At 55.4% G+C, this 20720-nt stretch carries 17 protein-coding genes; 11 read left to right on the forward strand and 6 right to left on the reverse strand.

Annotated features, from left to right (window positions below):
• The first annotated feature begins 92 nt into the window (after positions 1-92).
• Positions 93-416: an H-type lectin domain-containing protein gene (locus HNQ64_RS24180; protein WP_281382957.1), complete on the forward strand. Its 324-nt coding sequence runs from the start codon at positions 93-95 to the stop codon at positions 414-416.
• A gap of 90 nt (positions 417-506) precedes the next feature.
• On the opposite strand, the gene HNQ64_RS17635 is transcribed toward HNQ64_RS24180, so the two are convergent.
• Both HNQ64_RS17635 and HNQ64_RS17640 read right to left on the reverse strand, forming a co-directional pair.
• On the reverse strand, positions 507-2582 hold the full coding sequence (locus HNQ64_RS17635; RefSeq protein ID WP_184211097.1) for a DUF6600 domain-containing protein: 2076 nt from the start codon (positions 2580-2582) through the stop codon (positions 507-509).
• 287 nt (positions 2583-2869) lie between these two features.
• The gene (locus tag HNQ64_RS17640; RefSeq protein WP_246431097.1) at positions 2870-3544 is read right to left on the reverse strand and encodes a spermine/spermidine synthase domain-containing protein; all 675 of its coding nucleotides are present in this window, start codon (positions 3542-3544) and stop codon (positions 2870-2872) included.
• Between the two features lie 163 nt (positions 3545-3707).
• On the opposite strand from HNQ64_RS17640, the gene HNQ64_RS17645 reads away from it, so the two are divergent.
• Complete coding sequence (locus HNQ64_RS17645; protein ID WP_221305487.1) at positions 3708-4928, forward strand: hypothetical protein; 1221 nt, start codon at positions 3708-3710, stop codon at positions 4926-4928.
• Positions 4929-4957: 29 nt separating this feature from the next.
• Here the strand turns inward: HNQ64_RS17645 and HNQ64_RS17650 are convergent, their stop codons facing one another.
• Together HNQ64_RS17650 and HNQ64_RS17655 are read right to left on the reverse strand one after the other, a co-directional pair.
• Entirely contained in the window at positions 4958-5704 is a 747-nt protein-coding gene (locus HNQ64_RS17650) for a LamG domain-containing protein (protein ID WP_184211101.1), read from the reverse strand.
• A gap of 112 nt (positions 5705-5816) precedes the next feature.
• Positions 5817-7184, reverse strand: coding sequence for a cytochrome-c peroxidase (locus HNQ64_RS17655; RefSeq protein WP_184211103.1), 1368 nt, complete (start codon positions 7182-7184; stop codon positions 5817-5819).
• A gap of 103 nt (positions 7185-7287) precedes the next feature.
• Here HNQ64_RS17655 and HNQ64_RS17660 point away from each other — a divergent pair, with 103 nt between their 5' ends.
• Positions 7288-7680: a YciI family protein gene (locus HNQ64_RS17660; protein WP_184211105.1), complete on the forward strand. Its 393-nt coding sequence runs from the start codon at positions 7288-7290 to the stop codon at positions 7678-7680.
• Positions 7681-7732: 52 nt separating this feature from the next.
• Positions 7733-8308: a hypothetical protein gene (locus HNQ64_RS17665; RefSeq protein WP_184211107.1), complete on the forward strand. Its 576-nt coding sequence runs from the start codon at positions 7733-7735 to the stop codon at positions 8306-8308.
• Positions 8309-8432: 124 nt separating this feature from the next.
• Here the strand turns inward: HNQ64_RS17665 and HNQ64_RS17670 are convergent, their stop codons facing one another.
• On the reverse strand, positions 8433-10439 hold the full coding sequence (locus tag HNQ64_RS17670) for an ATP-dependent helicase (protein ID WP_184211108.1): 2007 nt from the start codon (positions 10437-10439) through the stop codon (positions 8433-8435).
• Between the two features lie 186 nt (positions 10440-10625).
• On the opposite strand from HNQ64_RS17670, the gene HNQ64_RS17675 reads away from it, so the two are divergent.
• A complete protein-coding gene (locus tag HNQ64_RS17675) occupies positions 10626-11540 on the forward strand; it encodes a DUF58 domain-containing protein (RefSeq protein WP_184211110.1) in 915 nt (304 codons plus the stop codon).
• A 13-nt stretch (positions 11541-11553) separates the two neighbouring features.
• Complete coding sequence (locus HNQ64_RS17680) at positions 11554-13395, forward strand: vWA domain-containing protein (RefSeq protein WP_184211112.1); 1842 nt, start codon at positions 11554-11556, stop codon at positions 13393-13395.
• Between the two features lie 6 nt (positions 13396-13401).
• On the opposite strand, the gene HNQ64_RS17685 is transcribed toward HNQ64_RS17680, so the two are convergent.
• Positions 13402-14529, reverse strand: a complete 1128-nt coding sequence (locus tag HNQ64_RS17685) for an Lrp/AsnC family transcriptional regulator (RefSeq protein ID WP_184211114.1) — start codon at positions 14527-14529, stop codon at positions 13402-13404.
• Positions 14530-14735: 206 nt separating this feature from the next.
• Between HNQ64_RS17685 and HNQ64_RS17690 the strand changes: the two genes are divergently transcribed.
• The 5 genes from HNQ64_RS17690 (at position 14736) to HNQ64_RS17710 (ending at position 20682) form a co-directional block, all read left to right on the forward strand.
• Entirely contained in the window at positions 14736-15974 is a 1239-nt protein-coding gene (locus HNQ64_RS17690) for a nucleoside permease (protein ID WP_184211116.1), read from the forward strand.
• Positions 15975-16109: 135 nt separating this feature from the next.
• On the forward strand, positions 16110-17066 hold the full coding sequence (locus tag HNQ64_RS17695; protein WP_184211118.1) for an inorganic phosphate transporter: 957 nt from the start codon (positions 16110-16112) through the stop codon (positions 17064-17066).
• 26 nt (positions 17067-17092) lie between these two features.
• The gene (locus HNQ64_RS17700) at positions 17093-17767 is read left to right on the forward strand and encodes a hypothetical protein (protein ID WP_184211120.1); all 675 of its coding nucleotides are present in this window, start codon (positions 17093-17095) and stop codon (positions 17765-17767) included.
• Positions 17768-17788: 21 nt separating this feature from the next.
• The gene (locus HNQ64_RS17705) at positions 17789-18712 is read left to right on the forward strand and encodes a sulfurtransferase (protein ID WP_184211122.1); all 924 of its coding nucleotides are present in this window, start codon (positions 17789-17791) and stop codon (positions 18710-18712) included.
• A gap of 176 nt (positions 18713-18888) precedes the next feature.
• A complete protein-coding gene (locus HNQ64_RS17710; RefSeq protein ID WP_184211124.1) occupies positions 18889-20682 on the forward strand; it encodes an arylsulfatase in 1794 nt (597 codons plus the stop codon).
• The last annotated feature ends 38 nt before the right edge of the window (positions 20683-20720 follow it).

Consider the following 20720-nt stretch of genomic DNA (forward strand, 5'->3'; position numbering starts at 1 on the left):
GTTGCTTACCCAGACTGTCTTCTGAAACGGGTGAGATTTCAATTCACCGCCCAGAAATGCGGCCCAGATACTGCTCACACACAGAATTTATGATGACTACTCCTACCCCTTGGAAGATTCTTTCTTCATCTGCTTCTTTCAGTCTTCTTTCGGAATGTTGGTGTTTAGCAACCCTAGAACCAGGGGAGGAACAAACGCGCAATTTCGTGGTAGAGGTGGTTTTTGACACACCCTTTATGACGATTCCGGTCGTGCAGTTAGGGATCACCAGTTTTGATATTGACCAAAGAGATAGCGCACGGCTGACGATTAACGTTACCCAGATTAGCGAGGCAGGTTTTACGGCTGTCATCTCCACCTGGGCCAGCACTCGGGTGTATGCGGCAGGGTTCAATTGGTTCGCGATTGGAGCTTAGGGATACAGGTCTGTCTTGTGGAGGCTTCCTGCATAAGACAAAAAATGCGTGCGCCTGGTCCAGGCGCACGCATTGCACAGAAAGACTTAATTATCGTTCGCGACGCTTTTGCTCAGCCTCGGCGCTAGCGGGCTTTTTAGCGGGCGTAGGTTTTGGGCGTGCCTGAGGAGCGGCCTGTTTAACTTGTGGACGGGGTTGGGGGGCTGCCTCTTTCACCTCAGGTCGTGGGGAGGGAGCCGCTTGCTGAACCTGTGGGCGGGGCTGCTGGGCAGGTTTTTTCACCTGAGGCGCTGGTCGTGATTCGGGGCGCGTAGAGCGAAAAGCGGCTTCTTCTTGTCGTTTCGTGGCAGGTGTAGGGCGGGCTTCAGGTTTAGGCATCGGAGCCGGCTTAACTTTTGGTGCGGCAGGTTCTGGCATGCGCTTAGGTTTGGCTTCTGGGATGCGCTGAGGTTCCGGCATGGGGACTGGGCGCGCATTTGAGGGGGCACTTGGGACGCCACTTGGACGGCGGGTGTCAGAATCCCGATCTGGACGCATGTTAGGAGATTCCGGGCGAACCTTGGGTAGATCTGAACGATCTTTTGGCAGATCGGGAGCTTTTGGGATCACTTTGGGAGCTGGTGGAGCATCCTGGGTTTTAGGGGGAGTCATGGGAACACCTCCGCGGCGGGGCACCTCATCATTTGGGACAACGCCTGGGGCTAATCTTGGGCGTGGTGCTTCATTAGGTTTGACTCCAGGACGGCGGTCTGGGCGGTCATCTCCATCATTCATTCCTGGGCGACGATCTGGACGATCATCTTTATTCATTCCCGGGCGATCAGGTTGTTTGTTGGGTTGGTCACGGTCGGGTTGTTCGCGTGGATTGATGCCGGGCATACGACCTTCATCATTGCGAGCATCTGGGGTGCGATCACGAGGCATGCGATCATCTCTTGGGCTATCGCCAGGGCGGCCATCACGGTCTGGCATTCCTGGACGGTTTGGCGTCCCGGGGGTAGGCGGCATATCTTTAACATCGGGTCTGCCGTCTCTTTCGCGAGGGTCACGAGGTTTTCCATCTGGACCTAAAGGCATGGCCTTGCGCACTTCTTCATCAATCCGACCTGGGCTAGGGCGCTGGCCGGGGCCACGACGTTCTTCGGGCTTTAGCAGGCGTCCTACGGCAGGAGGTGGAACTTTACTTGTTACCAGATCAATCGCCTTGTCGGGTAGATTGGCAGGCCTATTTTTCGAAAACTCTTCGCGTTGACGCTCGCGCAGGCGCTCCACGGCCTGTGTGTCGCTGCCCCGCCAGCCTCGGTCAATTTCAGGGCGCTCAAGCCGTTCTTTTACACGAGAAGGAAGGCGAAGGGAGTTATCTCTGCGGATGGATGGGGCCGCGACGATCAATTCGTCGCGCTCAATGCGTGAAAGACTATCGAAACCACGCGGGCGTTCACCGCGCTCATTTTGCCACTCATTGCGGAAGCGGTCGTCATCGCGACGCAGGCTTAAGCGGCGGATGCGGTTTTCACCTCGATCAAAACGGGAGGGGTCAGGCCCACCGACAAAAATGTTATTCACCACATTCTGCCGATAGGAGATGTTGGTGATGTTTACCGAACGGTCAATGTAGGTGTAGTTGCGGCTGCGATCAATGATGACGGGCCGCAGGGAGGTGCGGCGAGCAAAGAGATTGAACGGCACGAAGTTGTAATAGGAGGGACCCACATCGTAGTAGCTGTCGGTCCACTGATTGAAGCCGATGCTGACGGACCAGCGTGCTTCAGGGGGCAGGGGGGCCCAGCCGATGTGGTCGTCGGCTTGGCGCCAAGAGACCCAGGCGGGCGCCCACTCATAACCAGGCACCCAGACCCAGCTTCCGCTCATGCGGATCCAGCGTCCATAGTGATAAGTGGCCCAGCCGAAGTCTTCGTTCGAGATCCAGGTCCAGCCTGCGTCCGTGTAGGCCCAGTAGCCATCGGAATACGGAGCCCATCCAGGCTCTTGTGAAACTGCGGGCTGGAAAACATAACCGTAATCGTCGGCATAGATCCAGTCGCCATGGGGGCTCAAAGCATCAAAGAAGAAGTCAATGGAGACATCCACGTCAGCACGCGCCGACTGAGTCGGCGCAGCCACCGCAAGTAGCGTGGCGCATAAGAGGAGATAGAAGTGTTTCATGGTGAGGGTGGTTAATTGGAATCAAAATCTTTCGATGCGGAACTGATGTCGTTCATTCGATCGAATTGAGGGACATCCCTTCGCGCAGCCGAAAGAGGCTGATTGACACCCTCCATCTTTGCATGCCGCTAGCCAGAGAGTCTGTTTGATTTAATGCGTTAATATTGAACGAATTAAATCACAGATCAGATTTTTGAATTCGTGCGATACGCAAGATGGTACGCGAATTTCATGCACGATGGGCAGTTTTTGCCCCTGACGAATCTTTTTGTTAGGCGGGCTGTTGGCTAGCTTCGGTCGCCCACAAAAATGGTATGCGTCTTTTTCTTCGCTTGAGGATAAGCTTTGCAGCCAACGATCTCCACTTTGAAGCCTGCTTTGGCCAGTCGGCGAGCAAAGGCTGAGTCCTGACTTGCGGACCAGAAGGTCACGCGGCCTCCAGGTTTTAAAACGCGGGAGATGGTGGCCAATCCTTGAGCTTGATAGAGGCGGCCATTGCCCTCCTTGACCATCGCGATAGGGCCATTGTCCACATCCAATAATATGGCATCGTAATGACCTGTGGGCGCTTGAGCAAGGATTTGAAAAACATCCATGACTGAAATTTCCACGCGTGGGTCATCCAGCAGCAGGCCATTGACGGTGGTAAGAAATTCGCGGTTCCAGGCGACGACTTCAGGTAATAATTCCGCGACTTGAACATGGGATTCAGGCCCCACACACTCCAGTACGCGACGCAGGCTGAAGCCGAGCCCCAAGCCCCCGATGAGAACACGGGGGGCCGTGTGCTGGCGCAGACGGCTGCACGCTAGTTCCGCTAGAACCTTCTCAGATTCGGAGGCATTCGTTCCCATCAAGGGCTGACGATTTACCCGAATGTAAAATTCTGAGTCGTGTGAATGCAGGGTCAATTCAGCTCCCTCGGGGGTGCGGGCTTGAGCGAGGGTGAGGAAAGGCTTCATGAAGGAAAACTAGAAAAAGGCTGCGCCACGTGCCGCCTCCATCTGCCAAAGGAGCGCGTTGCCGCTGTGGTGCAAGAGGGAAGCAGGCGCAGTTAACGGGATGTTTCCCGACACCTTTGAATGGTTCTTGTCGGAATGGATGCCTTGGTGGATGGGTGGGCCGATGAATGATTTTTTCAAGGACATGGGCCAAGCCGTTTTGAAGCGCTGGAAGCTGGCAAATTTCTCTTTGGAGAAGTTTCCTGGCATCGCACAAGCGGTGCTAGATGAGCGCCCGCCAGCCCAGCATGTGGACCTTCCAGCATTGATGAGGGAGTTCCTACTCAATGATGAGCAGCCTTTGCAAACTCAGTCCGGTTTTGGCCAGCCGGAGCTGGTGGCGTATGAGCATCCGCGTTTTTACATCCAACTGCTTTTCTGGATGGATGGGACGACGGACATTCATCAGCATGAGTTTTCTGGGGCCTTTCACGTGATGCATGGCTCCAGCATCCATGCACATTATGAGTTTGAAAAAAACCATGCCATCACCCCGCATCTACAGATGGGGCAGGTGCGGATGAAAAACATCGAACTGCTGGAGACGGGGCGCACGGTGCCCATCATCTCGGGGCACCGGTGCATCCATTCGCTCTTCCATCTGGATACCCCCTCGGTGACGGTGGTGGTGCGCACGCAGAATGATCCGGGCACGGGTCCTCAGTTTAACTACCTGCCTCCTCACGTCGCCCTAGACCCGATGTTCAGCGATTTCCTGACCATGCGCCGCAAACAACTGCTGGATGTCTTGGAGCAGACTGAAGATCCTGAGTATGCGGATTTCGTGATCGAGATGATCTCAGACTTGGACTTTGAGCGTGGCTTTTACATCTTGCAGCACTGCATGGGAGCTTTGGCAAATTTGGGCGAGTGGGGAACTGCGCTATCGGTTTTTGAAACCAAGCATGGGGAATTGGCCCAGGGCGTGGCCGCTACTCTGGAAGAGTGCGTGCATCGCGATGCCATCAAAGGCATGCGCAGCAGCATTGGCGAGCCGGAGCATCGCTTCTTTCTGGCCCTGCTGATGAATGTCACCAACCGGGCGGATCTGTTGGCCCTGGTGGCCCAACGTTTCCCGAATGTGACGCCTACGGATACCGTGCTGCGCTGGGCGGATGAATTGATGGACACTTCCGATGATGGCTGCGCCATTCTGGATGCCCAATTCCCAGAGTCCCTAGACATCGCCATCGAGGACCAAGAAGAGCTGTTCCTGGCTTCGTTAAAGCACTTGATGTTAGGTCAAAAGAAAGCTCCGGCCTCGCTCAAGCCCTTGGCTGCGACCGGACTGAAACAGGTGAAGGCTGCCCTGGCTGCCTCCAGCCTGCGCGTTCTGGTGGACTGATGGAACGCGCAGGCCGGGCTGTTAGAATTTTACTTGGCTGCTTCGGCATTCCAGACTTTCACGTCGTCGAAATAACCGTCTTTGCCTGCGACACCGAGTTCGATCTTCGACTTGGTGGCGTGGGCGATGCCGGAGGATTTGAGGAAACCTGCGGGTTTGCCATCTAGGGTGACGCGCATTTCATCTCCCGCGGTTTCAACGACCAGGGTGTACCACTTGCCCGTTTCCAGCTTGGCGGGGAAGGTGGCTGAGCGTCCTGCCAGCAGTTTGGCCACTTCAGCTTTTTTGCTGGGGTCGTTGCGCATCTCGCGGATGTCATTGCGCATGCCGCCGTCGCGCTCGTCAATGAGGGTGACGCCATTCAACCGAACCTGTGCGCGGCAGAGGTGGCCATAGTGAGCACCCGTGTATTTGCGGTCATCGAATTCGACATCAATCATCGTGGCCCCATCGAAACGGATTTTGGCCTCCACCACGCTGTCCTTTGTGGGGATTTCCAGGCCGTGAACGGCGGCATGGGCGCGGATTTCCGGTTTGCCATTGGCGGCCGGGATGGTCACATCGCGGGTCTGGGTGCCTTTGAGCGTGCCTTTCTCGACGACAAAAGTCGGCACCACTTTGTGCCAGACTTTATCAGGGGCGGAGCCTTCAAAATCATCACTGAAGAGCAGCTCTTTCTTATTGGCAATCGACTTGGAAGGGATGGTCGGCAGGTCGGCAGCCAAGGCTGCGGAGGTGATGGCAAGGAGCGGGGCGATGAGGATGCGGGGATTCATGGTGTGGGTAGAAATGATCTAAACGCACAAATTGGGGGAATCTGCCCACCCTTTTTTTAAGTTTAAAAGAACGACATGGAGGGAAAACTGGACCCATTTACCTTGGAATACTTCAGGGCGTCACCACATAAGCATAACGATAGAACTTGGAGTTGGTTAGGCTGACGCTGTGCTGGCAGAGACCATTGAGGTCGGCGGTCACCGTGGCCACGATGCTGTTCCAATTCACCAGATCCGTCGAAGACTGAAGTTGATAGGACAAACCTGGAACGGCCTGGCAGATGACGTTTGCCGTGTTGCTTGCCGTTTTTTGAATGGCGATCTCCGTGGGCGGGAAGACGATGAGGGTGAGATTGCCTTGGTCATCAAAGGGATCTGACCAGCGGGCATCGGTGTAAACGGCACTGCCGGTGAGTGTGCGTAGAAAGGCGATGAGGCTGTCTTTCTGTGGCTGGGTGAGATTGAGGTTTTGAGTTTGATTGCCGGGACGGCGAAGACGGTTGTCGAGGCCCGTATTCCCGTCAGGAGGGTTGGGTATGGCATTGTAATGTTCCACCACCTGGGCCAGTGAGGTGAGGCTGCCATCATGCATGAATGCCCCATTGGACTGGCCGCCGGGCCCTACAAGATCTCGCAGTGATGGAGAGCGTGTGTTCGTCAAATCGGTGCCTCCGCCGATCTTGGTGATGACGCCGTTGTTTCCGCTGGCGGGGTCAATGTCAAACTCACCGGGCCGATGGCACCCTGCACATCCTGCGCCTCCCGGAGGCGGGGCAAGGAAGAGCTGTTTTCCCGCATTTTCCTGCGCGGTGTAGTTTGGGAAGGCGGTGTTCGCGTTGGCCACCTGCACACGGCCAGCATCGAAACGAGAGTCAAAGGACTGAATGCTGCGGATGAACTGGGAGATGGCCTGTTGCACGCGAGCCTCGGTGATGGTGCTGTTCCCAAAGGTCATGGTGAACAGCACGCGATACTCTTCAATGGCAGCCAGCTTCACCAGCAGCTCAGAGAAAGCAGGATCTCCATTAGCCCCGCTGAATCCCATCTCGGCATGATCGCGGATGGGCTGGGTGGTCTGGTTTTCCAGCGAGGTGGCACGCTCATCCCAAAAGAACCGTACCTCCTGAGCAAAGCGGGCATTGATGAGCCGCATGGAATGCCGGCCCGTCGTGCCATTCACGCCCGTACTGGCCGTGGCGGTATCGCTGAAAGCATGAGCTTGCTGGTGGCAAGATGAGCAGGAGATGCTGTCATTCCGCGACAGTCGCTTGTCATAAAACAGCACGCGCCCCAGCGTGGCTCCCTTGTCCGTGATGGCGTTGCCTGGCGGGGTGTTGTTGCGGGTGATGTAGGCTGGCACCGTCTGATCGGCGTAATTGGCCAGACTCGTCAGGTCAATGACTCCATCTCCAGCTTTGGCGATGGGGGCCAAGCAGGAAGCAAGCGTTGTCCAAAGGACAAAAAGGGGAGAAATTTTCATGAGGCAGCGGCTCGTTTCTCATAAATGGGTTCAGGGGGCAATGCCCTTTACTTGGGCTTAACAATTCTCAAGACAGAGGTGAACGAATTGGTAAAATGAGGCCATGGATTCGCCTGCTTCCCCTTCCGAATATCTCGTCCTCTCTCGCGGCCAATGGGACAAAGACCTGCCGCCTGAAACCATCCAGGCGACCATTGATCATTTTTACTCTTGGATAGACCGGATGGTTGAGGAGGGTAAGATGCGTCATGGTCAGAGGCTGGCGACGGGAGGCAAAACGTTGTCGCGCAATCAGGGGATTACCGATGGACCCTACGGCGAGACCAAAGAGGTCATCGGTGGCTACTGGTTCGTCCTCGCTGACAGCCTGGATCAAGCGGCCGAATACATGTCTGGCAATCCCTGTCTGGCCTGCGGGCTGGTATTTGAGGTGCGTCCTGTGGAAACCATCAAAGCTTCGGCTTTCGCGGTGACGAATGAGACGCCGGGGGAGTGATTCGATACACGTGAAAATCTGAGGCTTTTCGTAGTCTAACAATTTTTCATCAATGCCCACCAAAACAGAGAATAAGCAGCTTCATTTCTCCGCAGCGTTAGCTTGTTCATTTGCTCTTGTAACAGGGGCGTTTGTTGTGGAGCAAGCAATCCGATACACGGATCATCTGGAAGGCCTTGTCAGCGGGCTTTTACACGTGTTTTTCACGGGGATAGGGTGGGTTGTTTATTTCTTGCCTTGGAGTCTGTTGGTCTATGCGATGTATGTTTGGGGAAAGTGGAACCGATTTCGAACGGCTTGGATCATTACTCCGGCGCTTCTCTGTTTTTTGTGGCAATTGTCGAGCTTGATCACGTCTCCGCCGACACCGCAGCATCGGCTGAAACAATACGCTAGTGCTACGTTACCTCTTGGTTCAGAAGGTCTCCGATATTACTTCCGGGGAGGTGGAGTGGCAGACTATTCCGATACCTATTATTTCAAGTGTTTGAAGGCAGATGTTGATCGCCTGATTCTAGAGATGCAGTTGGAGCGAGATCCATCGTTTGAACAATTAGAGGTGTGGGGGCCGATTGTGGCATTACCTGATGCCCCAGATCCAAAGACTTGGAAAGCCGCCAGAATGTAGCGACGGAATGACGATGGATGGTCTTATTATTTGTTAGTCAATGCAGATAGCACCGAAGTTTATATCCATTACGGATGCATCTGAGTTGGATCCAAGATGTATTCGGATACCATAAACTCCTCCCTCACCACCCGCTTCGCACATTCCATTTTTCCATGAGTTCCATGGGCAGCTCGGTAATGAAGCGGCTGGGTTTCATGAGGATGTCGCCATCGCGGGCCTGATGATTGATGAGTGGGTAGGTCAAGTACAGCTCGTCCTTGGCGCGGGTGACGGTGACGTAAAAAAGACGGCGTTCTTCCTCCAGGCCGGCATCGCTTTCCTCAATGGCGCGGGCGTGGGGGAACATGCCGTCGGCCATCCAGACGGCGAAGACGCTGTGCCACTCGAGACCCTTGGCCTGGTGGGCGGTGGAAAGGGTGACGGCTTCGCGGTCCTGCTGATCCGGTTTGTTGTCTGTATCGACGCCGCTGAGCAGCGAAAGTTGGCTGAGAAATTCGAGCGGATCGGTGAAGCGCACGCTGTAGTTGCTGAGCTGCTCCAGGTCCTGCTGGCGCTGCTCGGCGTTCTTAAACTTGGACTTCATGTATTCCTCATAAACACCATCATAGATGCTGCGGATCATCTCGGGAGGGGTGGCGATTTTGCCATCCACGATGAGTTCATCCAGGGTGTAGGCGAACTGGTCCCAGGTCTCGCGGGCTTTCTTGGGCACGCTCATGGGGATGAGCAGATCCGAGAACTTGCCGGTCATCACTTCGGCCTGGGCGGCTTCGGTTTTTAACCATTCACTCCAGACCTTGGTGGCGCTGGCTCCGCCGATGCCGGGGATGAGCTTCACCATGCGCATGAAGCTGACTTCATCCCGACGGTTGACGGCAAATTTCATGAAGGCGGCCACGTCTTTCACATGGGCCTGCTCAAAGAACCGCAGACCGCTGGTGATCTGGAAGGGAATGCCGCGGCTGGTCAGCTCCATCTGGATTTCCATGCTGTGGAAATGAGCGCGGTAGAGGACGGCGATTTCGTTTAGCTCCACACCTTCATCCTGAAGTTCCAGAATGCGCTGGGCGATGAAGGAGGCCTGGGCACTGCCGTTATCCAGCGGCACCAGGGCAGGGAGCTGGCCTTTGGGTTCCCTGGAAGGCTGCAGGTTCTTGCGGATCTGCGCCTTGTTATTGCCGATGGAGACATTGGCCAGTTCCAACACTTCGGGCACGCTGCGATAGTTGACTTCAATCTTGTGGACCCGGGCGCGCGGCCAGTGCTCGTGAAAGTTCAGCACGTTGGTCACATCCGCCCCGCGCCAGGAGTAGATGGATTGCGCATCGTCCCCTACCACCATGAGGTTGCCATCCTCACCGGTCAGCATTTCGACAAACTGGGACTGCAGGCCATTGGTGTCCTGATACTCATCCACCAGCACGAATTCGAACTGGCTACGGTAGCGCTCCAGCAGGTCCTCATTTTCTTTCAGTAGGCGGACGGATTGGGTCAGCAGATCATCGAAGTCCATGCAGTTGGTCTCTACCTTCTTGTCTTGGTAGAGCTTGCGAATGTGGATGATCTGGTCGGTGATTTTTTCGAAGTAAGGATAACGTGTGAGCAGGATCTCCTTCAGTGGCGTGCAGGTATTATCCGCCATGGAGTAGATGTCTCCCAGCACTTCGGCTTTGGGGAAACGGAAGCCGGCGGTGTCAATGCCGCTGCTGCTGACCACGGTTTCCATTAGGTCTTTCTGGTCCTCACGATCCATGATGGAAAAACCTTTGCGATAGCCCAGGCGTTCCGCATTCCAGCGCAGGAGCTTGTTGCCGATGCTGTGGAAGGTGCCACCCCAGAGACGCTGCGTATCCACGGGGACCAGGGCGGTGACTCGCTCCAGCATTTCACGGGCAGCCTTATTGGTGAAGGTGAGGAGGAGGATCTGCTCCGGCAGCACCCCATTGTCCAGCAGCCAGGCTACGCGGTAAGTCAGCGTGCGGGTTTTCCCCGAACCTGCGCCTGCGATCACCAGGGTCTGCCCCGGCGGGGTGGTCACGGCGGCATACTGCTGCTCATTGAGCTCCGCTTTGTAGTCAATGCGGGGTGCCGCGTGGGGCGCGGTGTGCAGGGTATAATTGCGGGACATGGAGAAGGATGGAACGTGCTCAGTGCTCAGGCGGTTGCCGGGAGTCAATAGGGAAGTTTGCTCTCAACAACGGGCCTGCTTGCGAGCAATCCTCGGTCGTGGGTCATTCTGGTGACGTAAATGCTTGTGCTAGCAGGTGTCCACATGGATAAAAGACCTGTTTTTGGACGTAAACTCTGCCTGCCCATGCCTTCCGAAACTCTTGCCCGCGATGACCTCTTCGATGCGGCCTTTCTGGACCGGCTTCGCTCACTGGCCGTGCGTCTGCGGAAACGGAGGTCACTGATGCGGCGTGGTTCACAATCCACCCCCGCCACGGGTTTTACCCGAGAGTTCAAAGACTACCGCCACTACACGCCGCGCGAGGACTATCGGGCCATTGACTGGCGGCTGTATGCGCGTCTGGATAAGCTTTTTGTTAGGCTTTACGAGGAGACGCAGGAGCTGAACCTGCACATCCTGGTGGATACCAGTGGCTCCATGGCGGAGCCGTTTGGGGAAAAGCGACGTCAGGCCCTGCGGTTCGCCGTCGCTTTGGCCTACTTAGGGTTAGCGGGGCAGCAAAGAGTAAGCCTGTATTCTCTGAATGACACCGTGCGCCAGGAACTGCCGCCGCTGAGAGGGCAGGGGAACATCGAGAAGATCATCCAGGCCGCGACGCGCCTGAAATATGGCGGATTCACGGACTTAGAGCGCGGTTTCACGGAGTTCCACCCGACGCGACAACGTTATGGGGTGATCTTTGTCATCTCCGACTTTTTTGGTCGCGATGTGAATACGGCGGCTGAGGCCGTGAAACGTGCTGCTGCTTGGCCTGGGGAGTGCCATTTTGTACAGATCCTGCACCCCGAAGAGAGGCAGCCTTCCCTAGAAGGTGAGGTGGAACTGGCAGAGGTGGAGACGGGGGAGAAACGTCGCTTTTGGCTGACACGACGGGACGTACAGCGTTATGTGGACAGCTTTGATGCCTTTTGCGAAAACCTGGCCCGTGAGTGCGCGGCCCACCGCATTGACTTCATGCAGTGCGGGGCGGAGGAACCTTTTGAGGACCGCTTCCTGGATCTTCTGAACCGTGGCAGTGCGCTGGCGGGCGGCGTCTAGAAGGAGCGACTGCATGCAATTCCTGAATCCCCAGCTTCTGCATCTGGCCTGGTTGGCGCTCATTCCGCTGGCACTGTATCTGTTTCGGAAAAAGGCGCGCCGGGTGCCGGTTTCTACACTGTTGTTTTTTCGTTCGCTATCGCGTGAACACCAAGAATCCGCTTGGCTGCGTCAGCTTAAAAAATGGCTGTCCTTGTTGCTGACGTTGCTGGTGATTTGGCTGGGCGTTTTAGCTCTCGGCAGGCCTGTGGGCAATGCGGGGAATGAATCCACAGGTGCCGTGATCGTGGTAGTGGATCGCTCAGCCTCCATGGCCGCTAAGGATGCTGCTGGCAAGACTCGGGTGGAGGAGGCGCGGCGGCTTTTGCGAGATCGTCTAAATCGCCTCCCTGATCAGGTGGTCATCTCCCTAGTCACTTATGATGCCAAGGCGCAGGTACTGCTTTCGCGAAACCGCAATCGTCGGGAATGCCTGCGACTGCTGGATGAAATCCGTCCTGTCCCGGTGGAAGGCCGAACCGATGCGGCGGTAACGGTGGTGCGGCGTCTGGCCGAGTTGGAGAAGGGGACTCAAGTGTGGCATGCGGGAGATACCGTCTGGGTAGATACAGCGGGCCTTGCTTATGAATTTACGGGCGTGGCCTTGCCCAGCCTGACGAATGTAGGCATCACAGGCTTTCAGATCCGCCAGGCCCCCCTGGCGAGAGATCGGTATGAAGGTTTTGTCAAAGTCACTGCGGCGAGTGCCAATGCAGGAAAAGTGACCGCAACGCTGGAAGTCACATTGGCTGGGAGATTGGCTCAACTTCGGGAGTTGGAGTTGGAACCTGGCAAATCCAGCACTCTCATTCTACCTTTGGAAGGTGTGCGTGGGCAGCGGGTGGAAATGCGGTTAAAGGCCGCTGGTGACTGCCTGGGCTGGGATGATGCTGTAGCTGCTCCGCTGCCCAATGCACGTCCTTTGGTCGTGGCCTGGGTCGCTGAGAAGCCCGATCCATTTACAGAACTGGCTATGACCTCCATGATCGAAGCTGGGCGGATCGAGATGCTGAAGGGAAGTCCCGCAGCCTGGCCCATGAAGGATAAGCCTGATGTGTATGTCTTTGAGCAATGGCTGCCACCTGAGTGGCCGACGGATCGGCCAGTGATCGCGCTCAATCCGCTCAAATCCATAGGGCCCGTGCAGGTGAAGCCTCTCCAAAGTGCGGGGCTTCCGCATGACAGCGTGCGCAGCGTGGCACCGGATCACCCGGTGCTATTCCGCGTTTCACCCACTCGGTTGGCGATTACTCAGACGGGTGTTTTGGATCTGGGCAGTTCTTTTGAGCCTTTGTGGATGGCTGGTGCAGAGCCGGTGCTCGCTGCAGGAGAGGTCAATGGACAGCGGTTGGTGGTGACGGCTTTTTCTCCAGCCAAGTCTGAGCAACTGGCCCTTTTGCCTGCTTTTCCCCTGATGCTTGGCAATGCTCTCTACTGGTGCACGGAAGGAGATGAGTCTGCAGCCGGGCTGAAAGTGCAGCGCCCAGGTGATTTGCTGGAAGAAGCTGGACTCATTCAGTGGACCGAATGGGACGGTACACAGTTTAGTGATGCGACGGATACCGCACCTTCCGGCTTGCTTGCCATCCAGCGGTTAGGGGCTTGGCAAACAGCCGAGGGGCATACGGGAGCTAGTGCGCTGGCTTCTGTACAGGAAACGGACATTCCTGGCTCCACCTCAGTTGCCTCCACAACGCCACTGCCTAAGTTATCTGGAGCCAGTCGTTTTAGCGACTGGTCGCAGATGCTGATTTGGAGTCTTCTGGGTGTGCTTTTGCTAGAGAGTTTCCTCTTCCATCGCAAAGCGGTATTTTAGAGTGGGCTAGACCACGGGGCCTTCTACAGAGTCCCACTTTTGATGCCACTCGCGGTAAACGAAGGGGCTGATTTCGCTAGGTTTGATCTCGCTGCGACCGCCCCAAAACACGTTGGTGTACTCGACTGGAATGCCGATGGAGGCGAGGTGGTCATCAATCGCTTCTTTGTGCTTCATGATGAGGTCTTTGTCAGTGCCATGCACCACGCCCATGATGTTCACATTGCCAAAGCGGGGACCACCTTCGCGCCAGTAGCAGTGGGTCATGATGGTGTGACGGCCGACTTCGGCGCCACCACGCTCCTGCATGCCCTCAGGCACTTTCCAATGGAATAGGCCGTTGAAGCGGGTCACACGCACGCCAGTCTGGCTGGGTTTCACGTGCTCCAGAAAGGTGGAAAAGCGACCGATAACGCCTTTTTTGTCGAGGTTTTTAGCGACTTCGCAGAAGCGTTCCAGCGTGGTGCCGGCGGCCATCGCGCGGCCTGCCCAGGGCTCCGGACTGATCTCTTCTAGCGAAAGCTCACCCTTCAGATTCAGCAACACGTTCCACTCTTCTTCATCCAAATCGGCGATGTTGGTGGTCATCATTTTGGCCGGTTCATCGGACTTCTCGCCCGGTTCCATTGTCTTGCGGCGGACATGGCCCACGCCGAGGGCAAAGATGCCATGCGCAGGCATGAGAAGGTATTCTTCCGCTCCGGTTAGCCGCTTCAGGACATCCGCATGCTCCGTCATATCCGTGCCTTGGGGCACTTTTAGTGTGGTCCACAACTTATAGTCACTGCCGCTGACTTCACGATCGGTCGAACGAAGAACGACATGTCCACTGAAGGGGTCTTCCTTGAACATGAATTCAAAGGCCGCGTCCAGTTTCTCATTCGGGACTTTCCAGGCGACTAGGGCACCTTCGGCCAGCTTATTGGCCAGCAGGGTCTGGCGCACCCGGCGGATGACGCCCCCGGCGACCATGGCGCGGATGCGTGCCACCACCGTCTCAAAAGGTAGGCCGCTTTCTTCGGCAATGAATTGGAAGGGGTGCTGATGAAAACCCTTCACCCGGTCTTCACTCACCGCCAGGATGCGGGCGTTGGTTTCTTCCGTGTGTTCGATGGGGAGGGTGTCGGCGGTCATGTGGAGAAAAGGGTCAGAGAGCATGGCAGGTCTAAACACGCCACGCGGGGAGCGATTCTTAGCGCGCTCCTGGTGAATGACAAGGACGGCGTGCTCTTGAACAAGGTGGTGCAAAGATGATGGGAATGAAAACCAAAGTGCTTTGCCAGGAATCCTGTCTTGCCAGCGTTTGTTCCGCTCCCTATTCTCGCTCTTTCTCTCCCGATATGAAATCCCCTGCTGCTAAGAAGCTGTTTGTCATGATGGTCTTGGAGTTCTTCATCTGGGGGGCTTGGCTGCCGCTGATCTGGGGGTATATGGGAAAAGATGGTCTGGCTTTCACCGACACTCAAATCACATGGGTGGGAACAGCTTTTGTTATTGCTTCTGTTCTGGGGATCTTCTTCAGCAATCAGTTCGCGGATCGCAATTTTTCTGCGGAAAAGTTCATGGCGTTTAGCCACCTCGTCGGTGGATTGGCAATCCTTGGGATGTATTGGGTAAAGGATTTTCCGACCTTTTTTGGACTGATGCTCCTGCATTCTCTCCTCTATGTACCGACGATTTCGGTCTCGAATTCTATCGCTTTTGCGCATCTAAAAAATGCACAAAAGGAATTCGGATTGGTTCGCATGGGCGGCACCATTGGCTGGATGCTGGCCGCTTGGCCGCTTTACTTCGTGCTAGAAGGCAAGGCAGGTGCTGAAGCGGTGGCTGCTAGTCGAAATATCTTCCTCGTCTCGGGTATCTCCTCTCTAGTGCTAGCAGTATTCAGTCTCGGCCTGCCGCACACGCCACCAAAGCCTGCAAAAGCAGGGGAAAGTGGTTTTGCTTGGCTGCATGCAGCGAAGTTCCTCAAAAAGCCCTTCCTGCTCGTTCTTTTCATCGTCACGTTTATCGATGCTACCATTCATAACGGATATTTCCTCATGGCTGGAAGCTTCTTGGGCAGTGAAACCGTGGGCATTAAGGCCCAGTGGATCATGCCCGTGATGAGCATCGGCCAAATCGCAGAAATTCTGACGATGGCGGTGCTCGGCTGGTTCCTCTCCCGCATGGGCTGGAAAACGACCATGATTCTGGGCGTGCTGGGGCATGCTGCCCGCTTCGCCGTGTTTGCCTTCATGCCACAAAACCAGACGATGATCATCCTGGTCCAGGTGCTGCATGGCGTGTGCTACGCCTTCTTCTTTGCCACTCTCTACATCTTCATTGATGCGGCCTTCCCCAAAGATGTTCGTTCCAGCGCCCAGGGGCTCTTCAATCTTCTAGTGCTGGGATTGGGAGATTTAGCGGCTAAGTTGATCTTCATTCCGTTGCAGGGTGATTTGACCACCAACGGTGTCGTCAACTATCGTGAGCTCTTCCTCTGGCCCACGGGCATGTCCTTAGCAGCCGCACTGCTCCTGCTGTTTGCCTTCTGGCCACCAAAGGAATTGGATGCGCCAGCAGAAGTCTCTCACTGAGTTCTTTTGACGACCTGAAAAATGTTTTCAGCTCGCCCCGTCATTTTTGACAGGGCGAGCTTTTTTGTGGGCCGAAGGCTTGAATTTTGGGTTATATTTGCTTGACTGCGCAAATAAGATAATGTTTCGAGGGGCGTGTTTTCACTCCTCATACTGACTGCTGCGTTTGCGGTTGCTTATGCCAACGGAGCCAATGCCAATTTTAAAGGTGTGGCTTCTTTGTTTGGCAGTGGCACCACGACGTATCGGGTGGCGGTGAACTGGGCTGCGGTGGCGACGGCTGCGGGAGCATTATGCGCGGTTTTTGCTTCGACACAGTTGTTGAAGGCCTTTTCGGGAAAGGGATTGGTGCCGGATACCTTGATTGCAGAGCCCGCTTTTCTTTTTTCTGTGGCTGCGGGCGCAGCTCTCACTGGCAGTTTGGCCACTTGGCTGGGCTTTCCCGTTTCCACCACGCATGCCCTTACGGGGGCTTTATTGGGAGCCGGTTGGCTGGCGAGTCCAGCCGGGGTAAATCTGACTCATTTGGGTAAGGTCTTCGCCTTACCTTTGTTTTTAGGACCGGTGGTGGCCATCATCCTTGGGGCCGTTCTCCATGGGGTGTTGCATACCTTGAAGTGGGTGCCAGATCATCGCACACGCACGCTGGATGTGGCCCACTTTCTCGGTGCGGGTGCTGTTTGTTTTGCCCGGGGTCTCAATGACACCCCCAAGATGGCTGCGCTGCTGGCTGGCCTAGCCTTTTGGGCTGGTCCTCAAGGTCTTCTACTGGTCACGGTGGCTATGACCCTTGGGGGGCTGCTCAGTGCCCGTAAAGTAGCCGAGACGCTGGCTCATAAAATCACGGGCATGAACCCAGGGCAGGGGTTTGTCGCCAATCTGACGACCTCCTTTTTAGGAATTACTGGGTCTGTTTATGGTCTGCCTCTTTCCACCACCCATGTCTCTGTGGGGGCTTTGTTAGGCATTGGCGTGGCCACGCATCAGGCGCGATGGCGCACGGCGATCCCCGTATTGCTGGCCTGGGTCATCACGCTGCCATGCGGGGCATTGTTGGCTGCGGCTGTGTACTGGGCTGCCCAGGCTGCTTGAAGTTTTATGGATTCTCTCGACCTCACATGAAAAAAACCATCTGCCTCCTGGCTCTAACCGTCGCTTCCTCCCTGTACGCGACGCCTACCGGACTCAATAACATCCCCACGGCTGATACGGTGCCTCACCGCACGGTTGCCATCCAAGCCTTCAGCAGCTTTGGCGGGGCCAATCAGTTTGCGGCCAATGGCGAAGGTCAGCATTCCTTTTGGATGGGATTTAAGACAGGCTGGGAACTGGGGCCCGCAAATCTAGAATGGGGCCTGGACAGCCCTCTCGGGCCAGATCTGAGCGGTCCACTTTTGTTCCAGACCAAGCTTGGCTTTCAGCCTTGGGAAAAGGGTGCCTTTGCCCTGGGTGTGGCTGGGGTTGCCCTGAGTGACATTGAGCGTGCGGGGGATCCTTTCACCTATGCCATGCTTGCTCATGATTTCGGTCTGGCTCGCTTCCATCTGGGTTACGGCGTTCAGACGAATGGCAACAGCTTACTGTTAGGGGTGGACCGCACCTGGAAACTTCTGGATCGTGATTTCAATCTCAATGCCGATTTGGTACAGGTGCGTGATCAAGAAGCCTGGTTGCCTTCTGTCGGGGCTAAATATGGCCTAACGAAAAACATCGTTTTGGAAACCTGGGCGAATTTCCCTGATCAAGGTTCCGTGAGTTTCATCGCCAAGATTAACTTCGTTTTCACTTTTTAATTTTAACCTATCCCACCGACCATGAAACCTCTCCACACATTCGTTGCTCTGCTGGCCCTTTGGGCACCCGCTTCTCAGGCAGACATCGGCCTCATTACTCCTGCTGAAGCCAAGGCGCTGATCGAGAATCCAGACGCTGCCAAACGTCCCATCGTGCTCGATACGCGCGGCGGTTATAAAGACTACTTCCGTGGCCATTTGCCCACCGCGCACCACCTTAATTTTGATACTCTCCGTGGCACCGACGCAGGCGTGCCTGTGCAATATCTGCCAGAGGAGTTGACTCAGGCGCTTCTCCTCCGGGCCGGAGCCCATAAGGATCGCACGCATCTCCTCTATGCCACTGGGGCCGTGCTGCCGAATGACGAAATCCTTAGCGCGACCATGGTGGCTCACGTCTTGGAAAAAGCCGGCATCAAGGACATTCGCATCCTGGATGGAGGGCTGCCAGGATGGAAGGCCGAAGGGAATCCCACCACTCAGCATTACTTTGGCAATCCAACGGGAGTTCTGCCTGAGAAAGGAGCTCCGGAAATCGCGGCTGACATCACGGCTGTGAAAGCGGAAAAAAATCAGGCTGGCGTGATCCTCGTGGATGCACGTCCGCTGAATGAATTCATCGGTGAGGACGATGTCTGGCTGCGCAAAGGCCACATTCCAGGAGCGGTCAGTTTTCATTGGGCTCGCCTCATGGAAAAAGACAATACCCATAAGTTCAAACCCTTCTCCGAAGTGAAAGCCGAGCTCGAAAAAGCAGGCATCACGCCTGATAAAAAAATCATCTGTTACTGCGGTACTTCCCGCGAAGGCAGCCTGGTGCGCTTTTACCTGAAGCATGTGGCTGGTTACCCCAATGTGCGTTTGTACGAAGGTGCCTGGAAAGAGTACGTGTGGCTGGAAAATCAGTCCCTGCCTGCTGAGACGACTCCCCCAGTGCAGAAATAGTTGGCTGTTTATTTGCATGTGAGACCGATGGTTGCACGGGCAGCCATCGGTCTTTTCATACCTTGGAAGACGAAACGACTTATGATTGGGCTGGTAACGATTCCATCACAAGAAAATGAAGGAATCTCCTTAGCACGGCGTTTTTCGTGCTCGGCCAACTCGCCTTACCTTTGATCATGAAACGTTTTCTGCTCGTTCTGCTTAGCCTTTGTTCGATGGCTCTGGCACAGTTACCCAAACCGAATGTGGTCGTCTTCCTGGCCGACGATGCGGGTTGGGGCGACTACAGCCAAAATGGCAATCAGATGGTGTCCACGCCACACATCGATTCCATCGCCAAAGCTGGGGTCACACTGGATCGCTTTTTTGTCTGTCCTGTTTGCTCACCTACTCGTGCGGAGTTTTTGACCGGTCGTTACCATCCACGCGGCGGGGTGCGGGGGGTATCCACCGGACAAGAGCGCCTAGACTTGAGCGAAAAAACCGTGGCCGATGCTTTTAAGGCGGCAGGTTATGCCACCGGTGCCTTTGGCAAATGGCACAATGGCAGCCAATGGCCATATCATCCCATGGCACGTGGTTTTGATGAGTACTATGGCCACACCTCAGGCCACTGGGGGGAATATTTTGACCCCCCGCTTGAACAGAATGGCAAGATGGTACGAGAGAAAGGTTACATCGTAGATATCTGCACGGACAAAGTCTTGAGCTTCATTGATCGGAATAAGGAAAAGCCCTTTTTCTGTTACGTGCCATTCACCACCCCGCACTCGCCATGGGCCGCGCTTGAGAAAGATTGGCAGCGTCTCAAAGATAAGCCCATCACACAAACTGCTACCGATGTCGCCAAAGAAGTGGCGGACGAAACTCGATGCGCTCTTGCTATGATCGAGAATCAAGATGGGAATGTCGGTCGGGTGCTAGATAAGTTGAAGGAGCATGGTCTAACTAAAAATACCATCGTCATTTATTTCTCCGACAATGGTCCGAATAGCCATCGCTGGACAGGCGGCATGAAAGGTAAAAAAGGCACCACAGATGAAGGTGGCGTCCGCTCTACTTTTTACATTTCGTGGCCTTCCTCGCTGCCCCAGGGACATACCGTCACTCAGATCGCTGGTGCCATTGACCTTTTGCCCACTCTCGTCTCTTTGGCGCAGATCCCACGAGTGGGGGATAAGCCGCTGGATGGCCGCGACTTGACGCCGCTTCTCAAAAAACAAGACACAGGCTGGCCTGATCGCATGATTTTCTCCACTTGGGGCTCCAATATCAGCGTGCGCACTCAGCAGCATCGTCTGGACAATGCGGGGCAACTTTATGATATGCGGGCCGACCCCGGTCAGACGAAGGCGATCAATGACCAAGAGCCAGCGATAGCCGCGAAACTAAGCGCGGCTGTGGCCACTTGGCGTGAAGAAGTCTTTGGAGTAGCCACAGAAGAAGTTAAGGCTAAAGGCAAAAAGAAGGGGGCAGGTAATGCCGTGGATCCCCGTCCCATTCCTGTAGGCTATCGCGAGTTTCCCATCACCATGTTGCCTGCTCGTGATGGCGATCCGCGCGGAGGTGTGAAACGCAGCAGTAACGCTCCTAACTGCTCTTATTTCGTCAATTGGACAAACAAAGAGGATCACCTCGTATGGCTGCTGGATGTCCATACGGCAGGGCGCTACGAAGTCACAGTGGATTATACCTGCCCGGTTGGCGATGCGGGTTCGACCGTTGAGTTGTCTTTCAAAGACAGCCGTCTTAAAAATCAGGTCACGCCAGGCTGGGACCCTCCACTTTATACCAATCAAGACACTCTTCCACGGCCTGATGGAGAGTCGCAAATGAAGGAGTTCCGCACGCTAAACCTCGGCCAAATGAAGCTTCAGGCCGGGCAGGGGCCGCTGACTCTTCGTGCTCTGGAAATCCCTGGAAAATCAGTCATGGACCTGCGCCGCATCACCCTCACTCTTTTAGACTGAGCTTTTTTGGGGGCTTCATGATTAGGCTTCACCACCAG

It is taken from the genome of Prosthecobacter dejongeii (genome assembly GCF_014203045.1).
Taxonomy (GTDB): domain Bacteria; phylum Verrucomicrobiota; class Verrucomicrobiia; order Verrucomicrobiales; family Verrucomicrobiaceae; genus Prosthecobacter; species Prosthecobacter dejongeii.

Bases quoted from the DNA above. Each gene is read 5' to 3' on its own strand.
- HNQ64_RS17680 (WP_184211112.1), top strand. From the start codon at position 11,554: ATGCAATTCCTGAATCCCCAGCTTCTGCATCTGGCCTGGTTGGCGCTC.
- HNQ64_RS17690 (WP_184211116.1), top strand. From the start codon at position 14,736: ATGAAATCCCCTGCTGCTAAGAAGCTGTTTGTCATGATGGTCTTGGAG.
- HNQ64_RS17685 (WP_184211114.1), bottom strand. From the start codon at position 14,529: ATGACCGCCGACACCCTCCCCATCGAACACACGGAAGAAACCAACGCC.
- HNQ64_RS17670 (WP_184211108.1), bottom strand. From the start codon at position 10,439: ATGTCCCGCAATTATACCCTGCACACCGCGCCCCACGCGGCACCCCGC.
- HNQ64_RS24180 (WP_281382957.1), top strand. From the start codon at position 93: ATGACTACTCCTACCCCTTGGAAGATTCTTTCTTCATCTGCTTCTTTC.
- HNQ64_RS17675 (WP_184211110.1), top strand. From the start codon at position 10,626: ATGCCTTCCGAAACTCTTGCCCGCGATGACCTCTTCGATGCGGCCTTT.
- HNQ64_RS17650 (WP_184211101.1), bottom strand. From the start codon at position 5,704: ATGAATCCCCGCATCCTCATCGCCCCGCTCCTTGCCATCACCTCCGCA.
- HNQ64_RS17700 (WP_184211120.1), top strand. From the start codon at position 17,093: ATGAAAAAAACCATCTGCCTCCTGGCTCTAACCGTCGCTTCCTCCCTG.
- HNQ64_RS17635 (WP_184211097.1), bottom strand. From the start codon at position 2,582: ATGAAACACTTCTATCTCCTCTTATGCGCCACGCTACTTGCGGTGGCT.
- HNQ64_RS17645 (WP_221305487.1), top strand. From the start codon at position 3,708: ATGAATGATTTTTTCAAGGACATGGGCCAAGCCGTTTTGAAGCGCTGG.
- HNQ64_RS17655 (WP_184211103.1), bottom strand. From the start codon at position 7,184: ATGAAAATTTCTCCCCTTTTTGTCCTTTGGACAACGCTTGCTTCCTGC.
- HNQ64_RS17710 (WP_184211124.1), top strand. From the start codon at position 18,889: ATGAAACGTTTTCTGCTCGTTCTGCTTAGCCTTTGTTCGATGGCTCTG.
- HNQ64_RS17665 (WP_184211107.1), top strand. From the start codon at position 7,733: ATGCCCACCAAAACAGAGAATAAGCAGCTTCATTTCTCCGCAGCGTTA.
- HNQ64_RS17640 (WP_246431097.1), bottom strand. From the start codon at position 3,544: ATGAAGCCTTTCCTCACCCTCGCTCAAGCCCGCACCCCCGAGGGAGCT.
- HNQ64_RS17660 (WP_184211105.1), top strand. From the start codon at position 7,288: ATGGATTCGCCTGCTTCCCCTTCCGAATATCTCGTCCTCTCTCGCGGC.
- HNQ64_RS17705 (WP_184211122.1), top strand. From the start codon at position 17,789: ATGAAACCTCTCCACACATTCGTTGCTCTGCTGGCCCTTTGGGCACCC.